General features: G+C 48.5%; 14 protein-coding genes and 1 pseudogene. 4 read left to right on the plus strand and 11 right to left on the minus strand.

What is annotated here, in order from left to right; translation table 11 throughout:
* Position 1: 1 nt before the first annotated feature.
* Entirely contained in the window at positions 2-496 is a 495-nt protein-coding gene (locus tag HZB62_12945; protein ID MBI5076059.1) for a GspH/FimT family protein, read from the minus strand.
* Between the two features lie 299 nt (positions 497-795).
* On the opposite strand from HZB62_12945, the gene HZB62_12950 reads away from it, so the two are divergent.
* The 3 genes and pseudogenes from HZB62_12950 (at position 796) to HZB62_12960 (ending at position 1,566) form a co-directional block, all read left to right on the plus strand.
* Positions 796-1,194 carry a type II toxin-antitoxin system VapC family toxin gene (locus HZB62_12950; GenBank protein ID MBI5076060.1) on the plus strand — a complete coding sequence of 133 codons (399 nt, stop codon included), beginning with the start codon at positions 796-798 and terminating at the stop codon, positions 1,192-1,194.
* A gap of 13 nt (positions 1,195-1,207) precedes the next feature.
* The gene (locus HZB62_12955; GenBank protein MBI5076061.1) at positions 1,208-1,465 is read left to right on the plus strand and encodes a hypothetical protein; all 258 of its coding nucleotides are present in this window, start codon (positions 1,208-1,210) and stop codon (positions 1,463-1,465) included.
* A gap of 5 nt (positions 1,466-1,470) precedes the next feature.
* Positions 1,471-1,566, plus strand: a pseudogene (locus HZB62_12960) (VapC toxin family PIN domain ribonuclease).
* A gap of 110 nt (positions 1,567-1,676) precedes the next feature.
* On the opposite strand, the gene HZB62_12965 reads toward HZB62_12960, so the two are convergent.
* The 8 genes from HZB62_12965 to HZB62_13000 form a co-directional block, all read right to left on the minus strand.
* The gene (locus HZB62_12965; GenBank protein ID MBI5076062.1) at positions 1,677-1,943 is read right to left on the minus strand and encodes a hypothetical protein; all 267 of its coding nucleotides are present in this window, start codon (positions 1,941-1,943) and stop codon (positions 1,677-1,679) included.
* Positions 1,944-2,016: 73 nt separating this feature from the next.
* Positions 2,017-2,760, minus strand: a complete 744-nt coding sequence (locus tag HZB62_12970) for a hypothetical protein (GenBank protein MBI5076063.1) — start codon at positions 2,758-2,760, stop codon at positions 2,017-2,019.
* Entirely contained in the window at positions 2,742-3,425 is a 684-nt protein-coding gene (locus tag HZB62_12975) for a prepilin-type N-terminal cleavage/methylation domain-containing protein (GenBank protein ID MBI5076064.1), read from the minus strand. Before HZB62_12975 ends, HZB62_12970 begins: the two co-directional genes overlap by 19 nt.
* Positions 3,422-8,065, minus strand: coding sequence for a hypothetical protein (locus HZB62_12980; protein MBI5076065.1), 4,644 nt, complete (start codon positions 8,063-8,065; stop codon positions 3,422-3,424). Before HZB62_12980 ends, HZB62_12975 begins: the two co-directional genes overlap by 4 nt.
* A gap of 70 nt (positions 8,066-8,135) precedes the next feature.
* Positions 8,136-8,723, minus strand: coding sequence for a hypothetical protein (locus HZB62_12985; GenBank protein MBI5076066.1), 588 nt, complete (start codon positions 8,721-8,723; stop codon positions 8,136-8,138).
* Positions 8,713-9,705: a PilW family protein gene (locus HZB62_12990; GenBank protein ID MBI5076067.1), complete on the minus strand. Its 993-nt coding sequence runs from the start codon at positions 9,703-9,705 to the stop codon at positions 8,713-8,715. The genes HZB62_12985 and HZB62_12990 overlap by 11 nt, the downstream gene beginning before the upstream one ends.
* 14 nt (positions 9,706-9,719) lie before the next feature.
* The gene (locus tag HZB62_12995; GenBank protein MBI5076068.1) at positions 9,720-10,172 is read right to left on the minus strand and encodes a prepilin-type N-terminal cleavage/methylation domain-containing protein; all 453 of its coding nucleotides are present in this window, start codon (positions 10,170-10,172) and stop codon (positions 9,720-9,722) included.
* Between the two features lie 290 nt (positions 10,173-10,462).
* Entirely contained in the window at positions 10,463-11,224 is a 762-nt protein-coding gene (locus HZB62_13000) for a type II secretion system protein (GenBank protein MBI5076069.1), read from the minus strand.
* Positions 11,225-11,521: 297 nt separating this feature from the next.
* Between HZB62_13000 and HZB62_13005 the strand changes: the two genes are divergently transcribed.
* Positions 11,522-11,779 carry a type II toxin-antitoxin system VapB family antitoxin gene (locus HZB62_13005; GenBank protein ID MBI5076070.1) on the plus strand — a complete coding sequence of 86 codons (258 nt, stop codon included), beginning with the start codon at positions 11,522-11,524 and terminating at the stop codon, positions 11,777-11,779.
* A 449-nt stretch (positions 11,780-12,228) separates the two neighbouring features.
* Here HZB62_13005 and HZB62_13010 read toward each other — a convergent pair whose 3' ends face one another.
* Both HZB62_13010 and HZB62_13015 read right to left on the minus strand, forming a co-directional pair.
* Entirely contained in the window at positions 12,229-12,852 is a 624-nt protein-coding gene (locus tag HZB62_13010) for a hypothetical protein (protein MBI5076071.1), read from the minus strand.
* Positions 12,853-13,001: 149 nt separating this feature from the next.
* Positions 13,002-13,826, minus strand: a complete 825-nt coding sequence (locus tag HZB62_13015) for a DsbC family protein (GenBank protein ID MBI5076072.1) — start codon at positions 13,824-13,826, stop codon at positions 13,002-13,004.
* Positions 13,827-13,877 lie beyond the last annotated feature (51 nt).

Raw genomic sequence — 13,877 nt, forward strand, 5'->3', positions numbered from 1 at the left:
TCTATTTTTGAACGCAGGAATCTCCCGACATCTGCCCCATGTTGATCCGTGTGGATGAAATAGTGATACAGTCATAATCAGGGTCTGTGGTATGAGCAATCCGTATTGTCCTGAGCGGCGATATAGTTCCCCTGCGGCTAAACTTGAACGTGACCGGAATGCCATAACCATTGGCAATGTTTTCATGCTCAACCGTCTTGGGAAATGCCGGAAGAACAGTATCTCCGGCGCCCACATTTATGGCACTATTGTCATTCGTATCTTCAACAATCCTGTATGTTGTTGCAGCCGTGAAATCAGCGAAGTATACCCGATTTCTGGTCATTGCCATGGTTCGCGCCAACATCAAATCGGCATAGATATCTTTTGTCTGTTTCTCGACTTTATATCTGCCCATCCATCCTGAATAGGCATACGCAAGCGAACTGCTAAGGATACCTATGATCGTGATTATGATCAGAAGCTCGACCAATGTTACGCCCCGGCGGTTGTTCATGTCCCCCCCCCATTATGTAACCCCTTGAACTGGCACAGATAAACGAGGAGGAACAACCTATTTGCTGACAGCAGGATCTCCAATAAACCCGTTCCGTTGAATACTAAGGCAACGTGCCCCCTCGTTGCGTATTTTACTGACGAGGGACCATGTTTTCAAGCATATTTTTTACTTTTTTTATCTCACTCTATAGTGCTGAAAGGTTGAAGTTTACCAATGCTTACCATGATTGCACATAATGAAAGCACTATGATATCATAGTAGGCAGGCACAGGGACAGAAAAGGGGGGGGAATTAAGATGAAAAAAATTCTTATTGATACAAATGCGTATGCCGCATTCAAGAAAAATGAAGCTCACGCTGTTACAACACTTACACTAGTAGAATATATAGGCTTTAATATCATCGTGTTAGGCGAATTATTCAGCGGCTTTAAGGGCGGAACCAAAGAGGCAAAAAATAAGGCAGAACTTGAACAATTCCTTGATTCCCCCCGAGTCAACGTCATTCAAATAGATGAAGAAACCGCAGAGTTTTATGCAAGGATTTACTGGGATCTTAAGCGAAAAGGCAAACCTGTGCCGACTAACGATCTGTGGGTGGCCGCTTCCGCCATGCGGCATGGCCTGGCTCTCTTTACTTATGATGAGCATTTCGACAACATTGATGGGCTTATTTTACATAACGGAAATTTGTAATCAGGAGGCTGCCATGTCAACAATGACAATTAGAGGACTTGACGATTTAACGATAAAGGCGCTCAAGGAAAAGGCTAAACAGGAAGGGACAAGCATGAATGCAGCTTTGGTGAAACTTCTTCAGAAAGAATTAGGGCTCAAAAAGAAAAAAAGGACGGTTGTATATAACGATTTAGACCATCTCGCCGGAACCTGGAGCGATAGAGATTATAAAGAGTTCCAGAAGAGGACAGAGGATTTCGAAAAGATAGATGAGGCCATCTGGAAATGAAACGCGCTCATGCCTTGAGCCTTGGAATTATCCTTGTCACAAACAATACCAGGGAATTCGAACGAATAAAAGGGCTAAAAGTTGCCGACTGGACAGCATGATTTTTTTCAGGTTCGTGCTGTGGCCTGCAAACGCCTTGCCCGGCCTGTCGAGACTATTGGACAACATCAACTATTAAGCGTACAAGCTGCTTCAAGATTATTTTTGGTTTTCAATATACGCTCGCGCCGCCAATAGACTTCTGTTCAACAATTTCTACTGGAGCGCTAATCTCGTCGAGTTCTCTCTTGAATCGGGCAAGATCTGAAGAGCTGTCAGAGCGCATCAAGATCATAGTCTCGCCGCTTTCCACTCTCGCCTTCCACTGAGCAAATGGCACGTGCGGCCACAACAGAGCCAGCCTCCTGGCACTGATATATTGCAGTCTCTTGTCTTCCGTAGCCCGAAGAATCAGGATATATTTTCCGTTTTCGCTCATACCAACTCCGCTGAATATTGATTTGCAACTTCAGCTTTGATGGTTAAAGCCTTTTCTTTTCTGAAGCAATATATCATCTGCTGGACTGAGCCTCAGAGTTTTTCTTCCCAACCTCAACAGTGAAAGGGATGCTTACAACTGCCTCTGCACCGTCAGCATCCTTGATGGATACCGCAACATCGTAAGTTCCGGAAGTCAGCCCCTGCAAGGCAAGACTGACCATACCCGTATCCGAATCGATCTTCATCCCGCCGGGACCTTTTAATAGCGTGTAGGAGAGTCGATCACCGTCAGGATCCTCTGCCTGAATAAAGGCTGTATACCCAGTTAATGACGTATTTGCATTTGCCAAATTAGCTTTGGCAAGCGGCGGAGTGTTCCCGATCACAACGAGCTGCCTAAGCGACACACCCCTCACATCACCTGCAGCAGGAATAACTTCAACCTCGACCGTGTCACCTTTTTTGAAAGGGCCTCTGAAAACCGGACCTTCCACATCGCTCATTACTTCATCGTTCAGCTTCCATACATAACGAAATGTTACTGTTCCCTCTTTACCGGGCTCGGCTTCAGCGGACACTGAAAGTTCATCGCCCTTGCGGGGCTGCTGAGGCGTCAGTCGTAACCGTGCAATTCTTGGCACAGAGGTCGCACTGTCTATTTTATTCATGAGCGGCGGTTGCTCTATCGGCGACACCGGCCCTGGCTCCTGCTGAGCAGAAGAGCTGACTGCTCTTCTGGCGTCCTGCCGTTCACAGGCAATCGCGCAAAAAGCGAGAAGAAAAGCTCCGAATAGTGTTAGTGCGAGTCGACCCATTGCGTGGCGCCCTTATCCCATTGGCACATCCTGATTAATCCGGCCGAATTAATAGCTACAGCAAAGGCATCCTTGCCATTACTGAGGTAAAATGACCCTCCGCCTGCGGTGCCATCGATCGGGAACCCCATTGAGTTTAGAGCGAGACATGGCATGTTATTGCAAGGCGGAGTGTTAGGAGGTGTTTGATTGCCAAGATCTACGAATCCGGCTGGTACCACGCCGTTACCGCACGCGCCCTTATTCACCGTTGCAGTATTCCGATTATTATCCTGATAGGTCCGGCTGAAGGTAACTCTATTCGGCAGTATCTTGGCTGCAGCCCAGCCGGCCGGATTCGTCGCCTCAGCAGCTATACGCACGTTATTGCCGTCCGTATCTTCGTACCGGAATATCTGATATGCGTTAGTCGCAGTGTTAAACACCACAAAGACCTTCCGGCGACGCAGAACTCCATTGACGATACTACCAGCGCCCTGGGCTGCTGCTTCGTTCTGGGCCAACTTGAGATCATCCATAAGCTGCTTCGCCGCAGCCTTCACCTTGGTCTCTGAACTCATCAGTGATAAAAACTCAGGAATAGCAAGCATAGCAAGAATCGCAATGATAGCTACTACTACCATCAGTTCTACCAACGTGATTCCGTGCTTGTTCTGAACTATCACTGCAACGTCCTCCACCAAAGCGTCTTAACAGGGTTCTCCTGCACTGCATTCGACGTGAAATTGCCATCACCAAGCTGGATAAACTTCCCGTCAAAGGAGAGAATGGACACATGGTTATTCTCTATCGCAAGACCACCCACAACAGGGGAGCCGATATCCTTTGAGAGGGTTAAGACCGTCTTCTTTCCAGGAATTGCCGTGTCGTCAGTTGGCTTGAGAGAAAGCGCCATAAATCGTCCGGTTGCGGCAGTTCTCACTTCATCAGGCCGCAATCCGATATCTGTGTACCCCTTTGCCGTGCCGATGTATATATTCCCTTTAGAATCAACAAGGGGTTGAATCCATATCTTTTCGCCATCATTTGTGGCAAAACTCTTGTCGTCCAGACTGGCCCAGAGGTTCGTAAGTGTTTTGTTGCTCTCAAACTGAAACGCATAGAGGTGATATTTAGTGGTTGCCTCATCCTGAAGACTCTCCCTGCCTCCTGTGCCAAATATGAGCTTATGTCCGGAGACAGCAACCATCGACCCAATAGGCTCCTTTACGCCTGCCGGAGGTGTTGATGTAACTTCTGGCATCGCAAGCGTCGTGGAATCTGCCGGCACAAAAAATGCCGGTCCATTTCCTGCCGTGCCGTCTGCCGCAATACTCACCCCGTCGACTGCGCGCAACATCCAGAGTCGACCCTGCATATCACCGAAGACCACATAATCATCAGTACCATTGTTCCCATAATCCATCAGAGCAGGAATCGAAGGGGTATAGTTTACATTCTCAGCGTCGCCGGTATATATAAGCTTTGTCTCCCATACAATATCACCAGTACGGAAGTTGAGGCCGAAAGCGCTCAACCCCTGAACGTTATGAGCAGGGCCCAAAGGATTCGTATCCACTGGCCTCAACCATGGAGCTGTGAGGATTACATTGGTGTCGAGTGTCGTGCCGATCTGAACCCTACCGATAGCAACTCCCTTGGAATTACCCATATTCGGATCAAAATTAAGTCCTGTTGTCAGACCCTCTGCTGAAGTGTAGGTGCTTGGAAAACTGCTCGTCGGATAGTAATTCCTTATCGGGTTAGTAGAGCTTACCGGATTAACCTTGCTGCTATAGGTCCGCTCCCAAAGCACTGAAGGGTTGTATGGATCAGAGACATCAAGCGCAAAAACGATACCCTCACTGATCACACCTGGCTGTGCAGTTGATGCCGTGGCCACCAGTATCGTCCGCCACTGATTTGGTGTGCTGATATCATTGTCATGATCCACGAAGAAATCTCCGACAGCAGGCGAACTGTCAACAGAGACAGCATATGAAAAGACCGGACAGATACAGTGGTTTGGATCTGTAGTCGGGTCGCAACTTGTTATCGTCTCACCCGGATTGCAGTCTGTAAAGGTCTGATTCTTCAAAGAAGTAAGAAGCGCTGACGGAATATACGCCCAAATCTCCTTACCCCTGTTGCTGCCGGACTTATCGCTGTAAGTCTTTGATGTGCCGTCCCAGGCCGCCGCATAAAATGCATGCAGCATACCATCGTGTCCTCCGGCAAATACTATCTTGTCCCGGCTGCCGGCGCCGCTAACGAGGGTGCTGCGGGTCAACACTGCAGGGGTTGAGTGTTCGATGCCCCCAAGCCTTTTGCTCAGGTCATCAGTGCCGGCAGGCAGGGTTTCGCTTGCATTCTTGCGTCCGCGAACAGAATGAACCAACGCCTTGACACCGTTCAGCGTTTTTGTTGCATCCGGATCAAGATAATGCCAGAGCTTTGTTGTATCTGTCTGTGCAGCGCCGATATTGCCAATCTCAAAGGCCAGTTTTGTTGTTGAGCCTGGCAGGGTGGTGAAGATGTATCGTGACGAATTTGAACTTGTCGGATTGGCCGGATTGGCGCCACTGGCTCCTGCCGGAGGCATTACGGAATTTGCACCCGCATCCCAAAGCTTGGTAGCAGGATTTGTTGTGACATCAATGGCGTACAGGTGTCCCTTGTACCCGGGGAATTCAAAAGTAGCCTTATACAGTATGTTGTCTTTTTGAACAGCGCCGGCCTTGACATATTCGTTCGGTACAATCTGCAGCTGCAGTCCGAGCAGAGAATTTAGAACATATTTTGTGCCGCAGGTTGTAGACTTGTCCCAGTCAACATCGCAACTAGTTAATAGAGGTCCAAACTGCAACCCAGTAGCAGTTGCAGAGCAGGTTGCAACGCCACCTGTGTCGTATGTAATATTTTTTGTAGGCGTGCAAATTGACTGACTGGCTGTATTAGGCGTACAAACGCTGCAGCCGCCGGTCACATCATCCGTTACATCGGCAATACTGGTTAACAACGGAGCGGGAATGGCAGCTTTAGGCGGGGGACCCACGACAGCAGCAACCCCTGTTGGAAAGGTGACCCTGATTTCCTTAATATTTAAGTCTGCGCCAGGCGCCGTGGTACCACTGCCGTACGGCTGAAGACTTCCGATTTTGAGACCCATAAGTGTATTGGTGGTCGGGTTATAGGTGGTGCCATCGCTGCTGATATACACGCCGCAGACATTCGTCGAAATATTTTCGATAATATTTGTAAGGTCAATCTGGAGCTTCGGACAGGTTGAACCGGCAGTGCAGGTGCACGACCCGGTCAGCGCAGGATAATTGGGCGGATTGGGTGTATTTAAGACAGCCTCTATGGTCACGATGTAGGGATTCGTAAATTTAGAATCGATAATATCACTATTAAATTTCAGATCAAGCAGTCTTTCATTTGGCGTTATGATGCCGGAATTATTGCAGACCAGATATTTATGCCCTGCCAGATATGCAACATACCCCTGTGAAGGACTTCCGTTTATCCGGCCGCCCACAAAATAGTCATATGCAGGAGGAGCTGCTGCCCGCGGACTTGAATAGGCGGTTGTGTCCTTGTCATGGATAAATCTCTGGACTGTCGAGTTCCAGGCATAATCAGGAGACGGCGACATGAGCGGCCGGAAGTTCTTGACATGACCAGAGGCAGGCATATGCACCCAGCCGGCGCACTGGTTGATAAAATGCGTAGTCCCTTCAACCGCTATTTTGGTCTGGTCGCAAGAAGATATATCATTGCAAAGCCCGCCATTTGTATCAAGTCGCGGCGGCACGTATGTTTTCTTGGTCAGAAATCCACCGGTTGTGACCGTGTTGCCGGCAGTCTTATTGCCATCATACTGATATGACCCTTCCATAGTCTCAAGTGAGGCACACTCGAAAAGGCCTGCGTTGCCTCTTTCGAGAAAGCCCCTTATTTCACTCATGATTGTTACCTGATCAGCAGGCGGTATTTTGCAGCCCGTAGCATAACCAGCGTAGTAACATATATTCTGACCTATGGGACTGAGGGCACTATCTCCCGGACATTCCGTTGCATTAATAACACCGGTGCCGCAGGTCGGAGAGGCGCAACTCATGGCTGCGCCAGGGACAGAGCAATATTTACGATTTCCATTTGCATTATCGGAAATACATGTTGCAGTATCAGGCACCCCAGAACTACAAGTTGGAGCTACGCATGAGTATCTATTAGGGTTATTATCTTTACTGCATCGATTTGCACCTGTTGTGCAATAACCTGTTCTAAAACTATAGCCATTCGGACAGCTCGCAGTGGCACATGAAGCAGCTGTCGCAGCCTTGTAACAGGTAGAAGGCCATGTTGTACACTGCGCAGCATTTACGGCATAACCGGAAGGACAAGAACCACTTACTGAACATTTATCACCGCACCCGTCGTCGATGATCCAGTGCGGGGCCCATAGCAGCTGAAAGTTGTCCAGATCGCCCGCAATTACCTCTTCTTTTGTAATTGTACTGAAAATATCATAAACCCGCGAACCCAGACCGGAAGCCTTGAGGTAATCAAGCAAAATGCTCGTAGCCCCTTCCCCAAGCACTGCCACTTTAGGGGGAATGCCTGTGAGCACTTTGTCCACAGGGGCAGAAAAATCATAGTTGGAGACATGATACTTCATGGATGTGTAGTAGCTGAGAGCAGCATCAAACGATGCTTTTTTGGTTGAGTCCAGGGCATTATAGTCATTAATATCGATAACAAAAGGGCCACCCCGATAATTAACCGGCGATGTGGTGCCTGAGGTTGTAGCCGTGCTGTGCTTGATCTGGACCGTTGCGTCTGTACCGCTCTTATTGATAAAGAAATCAATTGCATGGCGCCCCTTGGTGTCCGCCGTATCGGGAGCGGTAATGGTGCCCCCCGGGCCGACCTCCTTGTTAGGATTAATTACCCAGTAAGCGGGAACACCAATCTTTAATATATCATAAATAAAGCCATAAGCCTGGAAGGTGCCCTGATCGTTCAGGCTGGAGTCACATTCAGCATGATACGTTGTAGTGCCGATCTTGCCATATGCGTAATCCTTATACTCCGGACATTTGGCAGTATCGAGCGCAAAGGTGGCAGGATTAGAAAAACATTCCTTGTTCGGCTGCCAGCACGGGTCGAACGGTATGATAATTGACCCCTTTGGGAACGTCCGTGAAGCAGCATTAACATTGGGCGCAAATACAAACAGGCAGATAATAACCAGCAGAAAGGATACCACCTGCCTCATCCATGCCCTTACCCCTGTTGACTTATACGCATGCATCTGTTTCATGTTCTTTCTCCTTCCATCAAGACTGCGTTATTCTTAAATATTTCTTTCATGCAAAATCATCCCACATTCATTAAAGTGTCTGTCGGGTAGTCCCCGGCGCCGAGACGCTCTCGGATGTTTTCCCGCTTTTCTGAACGCCAGTCCCAAGTTGAGCGTAGGGGCTGCCGGCTCCAGTAAATAGCAGCATCGCCTCTATTGTGGAGGTTGTTCCTGTAGCGCCGTCAGTGCCAGTAGCAACTGCAACTATAATCTGATCTCTATCATTGGTAAAATCATTGTCACCATCGTCATTGTCCTTAAGAAAGACATTGTACCCAGCTGCTGCAAGGTCGTTCATTAAGTCACTTGCCGGCGCAGGCAATATGCCGGTCCTGTCTTTATACGCTGAGTCACTTGTATCAAGAAGGTTGCCCAACTGACCGCACCAGTTCGGCGGTATGCAGTTGTTCTGCCAGAGCTGATCCCTCATCTTCTCGACACCGGCCGTGGCTACATAATACCCCTGAGTCTTTTCCCTGGCCGTAGCAAGTGCCCTGAAATAGGAAGTCATGGTAAAAATAAGCGCACTTGCCACAAGAAGCAGGATAAGCGAAAAAAGCATTGCAATGACAAGGGCAATACCCTTTTGATTTCCAATAATTGCTCGACTATTTTTCAAGATTCTTAACCTCCACACGTTTTGAAAGAAGCATGCGCCTGAAACTGTCGCCCGGTGCATTATAGGTTGTGCCAAGTGCTGCACTTGTGCCGACAACATAGGACGTGTTATTCACAAAATTTCTTTCAGGAAAGTCTGAACGCACTAACAGCCAGATATTGATAGCCTTGATATTCGTTATATCCGTCGCTGCAACGGTATTCTGAACCGTCCCGTCACTCAGGATATATTCGAACTGCAGGGCATCCACCCCACCCCAGGCAGTGCCGCCCGCCCTGTCGTGGGCCTCAAGCAGCACATCATTGTTGGTTGTACAGTTGCTGTTCCAGCTTACTATGCGCAGATCCCTTCCGTTAACGTCGAACCTTTTGCGTGTAACAACATATACATTACTCCCATTATTTAAAGCCTGATCAAGGGCAGGTGTGATCGTCAGTGAAGTCCCTCCAAAGGCAGTGACCTGATACGCCCTGTTCAGAATCGTCGGCGCAAGCGTATCAAAAGTGACAAAGGCTCTCGCATTTTCTGTCGCATTACCGCCCAAACTCAGACCGCTGACATTCGCATATGAAGCATTTACCGGTATTGTAACAGCACCCGAAGCGGCTGCAGCATTCATAACAAGAAAAGGTATTGCAGCACCTGCCGTATTATTGAGTACCTGTTCTGATGTCAGAAAGGTAAGGGTGTCGAAAGGAGCTGCATTGGTATGCGTAAGAGAATTCGTCGCAGTGCCTGCACCGCAGAAGGTTACATTCGGCGTAGCGCCTACAAAAAGACCTGAGAGCCTCAACTCCTCTGTCATGTAATTAAGTATCCGCTGGCCCTTCTGTGTCAGTTCCTGATTGATCTGGACATCGGCCATGCGCTGTCCAAGAAAGGAAAATGTTGGATAGGCAACAGCTATAAACATCAGGAAGATAACCATTGCGATCATCAGTTCAACAAGCGTTGTCCCTGCTCGGCTTTTTATCTTATGCATGTAGTTACCCATGGCTACAGGCTCTTTTCCGTTATCAGCCGAAAAGTCTTCACCTCACCCTGGTAAGTATAGGTTGAAGTAATTGTCAACTTGCAGAGGCCTGAGGTCGCATTCACTATAAGCGCATTGGAAGTTCTCATGATCTCAAAAGGAGCTCCAGCAGTCGCGGCACTCACCACATCAGTTTCAGCATTGACAAAGTCTATGCAGGTATTTCCTGGAGCAGCGCCGCAAACATAAGCTGCCCCATTGCATGTCATGGAAGTCCCTGCTGCTAATAGTTCGTCCATTTTATATGCAGTCACGGCCTGCGACTTTGTTGTCAATAGCGCAGTCTTATCAGTGCTGACAGCGCTTGTGATAAGCGGCAGCAATGCAAAAAACGAAATGGAAAGAACAGTAACCGCTATTAACACCTCTACGAGTGTAAATCCTTTCGCTGGCCCTTTTTTCCACCGTCTGGTCATGTTATATGTCTCCATAAAGCAGCGCCTTTTTCTTACATGATGCATTGTCATTGAACCCTCACGATTATTTTAAAATTATAAAGCAAATACAGTGCCTGTTTAATGTATTTGTAACTATCTGAATTTTAAGGGTATTTATTTATCCTGCAAAGGAGAACTGCCTATGAAATGGAAGGCAATTCTACAACTATGAAATCCGTTACATAGTAACAGGCATATTTAAACTCCCTTCCTTGGCGACTCCGCCCGGCCTGCGGTTGGGCAAGGAATGGATGCCGGGGAGCTTTGACTCAGCGAGCGTCTACCCATTTGAGGTAATCTTCGGACCATTTGCAGAGCCTGACAAGGCCCGCTGCGTTAATATTGACTGCATAGGCCTCTGTGTTGTTGCTCAGGTACAGCGTTCCGGTAAAAGACGGAACGCCATCTGAAGTCATTTTCATGCATTTCTTGCCATAACAGGGCGGCGCTGCCATGGTTCCGAAGGATACCGGACTGGAGGGGATTCCTGCTCCGTTTCCGCAGGCGCTCTTGCCGACTGTTGCAGTAGCGCCATCCGAGGTCTTGTAGGTGAGGCCGAAACCGACATTGTGGAGAAGTGTCTTTGTGGGCGGAAATCCCGGAGCTGGTGATACCTCATCCGGCTCCTTTATATTGTCTCCGTCCGTGTCTTGGTATCTCCAGATGCTGTATAAATTGTTCGTTGTGTCAAAGACGACATACTCCCATCTGCGTCTGATCCGGCCTACTGACTCAGAGGGAGGCGCAGGCACGTCATCATCCCTTATAATAACGGAGCCCCCTTGTGAGGCCGCGTCCCTTTGAGCAAAGTGAAGGTCTGCCATGACCTCCCTCGCGGCAGCACTGATTCTGGTTTCGGAGGTAACGCCCTCAAAGAGTGTCCCGCCGAGTACCGCCACGAGAAGAGCGATGATTGAAAAGACAACTAAGATCTCAATAAGAGTCAGCCCGGCTTGGCACTGAGTGCTGATTGTTGCAGTTTTTCCTGCCGGCCTGACGCCGGGCCTCTCTATCTTTGCTGATCCCCTCAACAAACTCCCCCCCTCTCCCTGCAACAGCCGTTAAGTCCTTTGCCTCGTTGTTGGTCCACAAGACAGACGCTATTACGACACACACGATGCGGTGCGATTACGAATTGTTCTGTTTGGGTTGGATCAGGATTGAATCGTATGATACTGCTGCTAAACTCAATCCACCATCCCTGACAGATCAGTTACAGTGCTGCAATCCCCTCTGGGCTTAGAACTTATACGAAAAATGATTTCTCTGTCAAGGACAAAATGAAGTTATACTCTTTAAATTCTCGACAGACTACCATATAATTTGATATGGTTAGCCATATGAAGACAACCATACAGATACCTGATAGCCTTTTCAACGAGGCACGCAAACTTGCAAATGAGGAGCAGACAACTCTGAAGGCACTCATGGAGGAGGGACTCCGCCGCATTATTTCTGAACACAGGCAACGCGGCAGTTTCAAGCTCCGTAGCGCCATATTCAAGGGAAATGGTCTTCAGTCCAATATGGAAGGGGCAAACTGGGAGCGTATCCGTGATATCAGCTATGAAGGACGCGGCAGTTGATTGCAGTAGATACTAATCTTCTGGTGTATGCACACCGCGAAGACGCTCAATGGCATGATGCCGCATATCGTTGCATAGCAGGATTGGCAGAAGGGCAGAGCCTATGGGCTATATCATGGCCATGCATTCACGAATTCATCGCAATTGTTACTCACCCGAAAATCTATTCTCCGCCGACGCCAATCGACAAGGCAATAGAACAGATCGAAGCCTGGTTGGAATCCCCAAGTCTTGTTCTGATCTCTGAGACTGAGGATACTGGGCACAGATCAGGCCCGTGCTCCTGAGCAGCCGGATATCAGGGCCTATGGTCCATGATGCAAGAGTCGCTGCATTATGTGTGCTGCATGGCATAACCGAGTTATGGACAGCTGACAGGAATTTTAGCCGATTCCCTGGAGTTCAAGTCAAAAATCCATTAGGTCATTCGAAAACTGCCACTTATCTCTTCACTTTGCAGCAGACGAACTCAAGATGGCCTGTTCTTCTTCATTCAGCTTCGTCAGCTCATCGTTTAAATTGGTGATGGTCGTTTCAATGTCAGCTATACGTTGCTGAAGGTTAAAGGCAGATACACGTTGCTTCAGGTTAGTGTTTCTGCCCTTGATCTTGCTTCTTGCCTCCTCATTCAGCTGCTCCCGCTCGTTGATAAGCCTTTCCTGTTCAGGCTGGATAATAGTCTTTCTTTCATTTATTTGATCAAGCCGCTTCATCTGTTCAGAGGTCAGGCCTCTGGCAACCATACCCTCACTCCCATTCACTGAAGGCTCTTCGGGAGATAGCTGCTTTCCGTTGTCAGGCGACTTCTCCACAGCAGTCGGTTTTGATTCATCGCTACTTTCCGTGAGCGTCTCCTTCAGCACCTTCACCTCCTGCATGTTTGCGATCTCTTGCCGGTCAATCTCAAAAGTGCCTCCCTCAAGAACGCACAGGAGCGTCCCCTTCATATCCCGGCACGACTCAGCAATAATGGTCCTGCCATTTTTTAGCGTTATCTTCACCCCGGCAAAAGACAGCCCAGCCATGCATGCAATAAGAACAGTCGTCAGGAAGACGACTATTGCTTTTCTCATTTCCCTTCTCCTTTCTTTGATTCTCGCACAGATATCCTTTATTTCAACAATAATCTGCTCCAGCAAGTAAGGCTTCAGTGAATAGGGGAGGAATTACCCCCCCCTTGAGGTAAGAGGGGGAAGGGGGCGTTATGTTCCCCATCCTGCTATTACTTGCCCTCCTTCTTCGCAGGAGGGTTGGTCACAAGGTCTATGATCGTCTTGGCGTCCTTGCCGCCGATCACGACCATGCCGTCAGGGAGAACCAGGGTCGGGGTTCCGGTGATGCCGAGTTCAGTGGCAAGCTTGATATTGGCCTCGACCTCCGGCTTGTTATCACACTCAGGCTTGGGAATCTCTTTTTTCGCGAAATTATCCTCAAGCAACTGGACCGAATGCTTGCAGAGAATGCTCTGGGATTTCCAGAAGGCGTCGGGATGCATCGGCAGCGGTATCAGCTTGAGATAAAAAGCGATATCTTTTCTCTCTGCAACAACTTTTTTTATCTCCTCATGAACCCTTGCGCAGTACGGGCAGTCAGGATCAGTAAAGACCGCCACCCTGTATTTGGCATTCTTGTCGCCGAGGATCAGGGCATTGTCCAGCGGGATCTTTGCATAATCAACATACTTGATCAGATCACGGTTCACCTTCTCAAAGGTCTCCTGCGTCTTGTTCGTCCCGGTATCGACCTCAAAAATCGGACCGGCAACAACATGCCGCTTCGAAAAACCGATATACATAACGCCTCTGGTGCCCTTGTCCTCAATAATGACTTCCCATAGCCCTTTCACCGGGCTGAGTTTGATATCAAGGGGTTTTACCTCGGCAGCGCCCAACTTCGTGAGTATCTGCTGGACATCCTGAATATTCATGGAGTGACACTTCATGCAGTCCTCTTCACACCCGCCAAAAGCAGCGACCTTCGCCGGCAGCGTGCCCTGGAGGGCATGAAGCACTATGACAAATAAACCAATAATCAGAATTTTTTTCATAAAATCTTTCTTCTCCTTACTCGATATGATGATATTTTTTGTGACTGCTCA

The organism is Nitrospirota bacterium (assembly GCA_016214855.1).
Taxonomy (GTDB): domain Bacteria; phylum Nitrospirota; class Thermodesulfovibrionia; order Thermodesulfovibrionales; family UBA6898; genus UBA6898.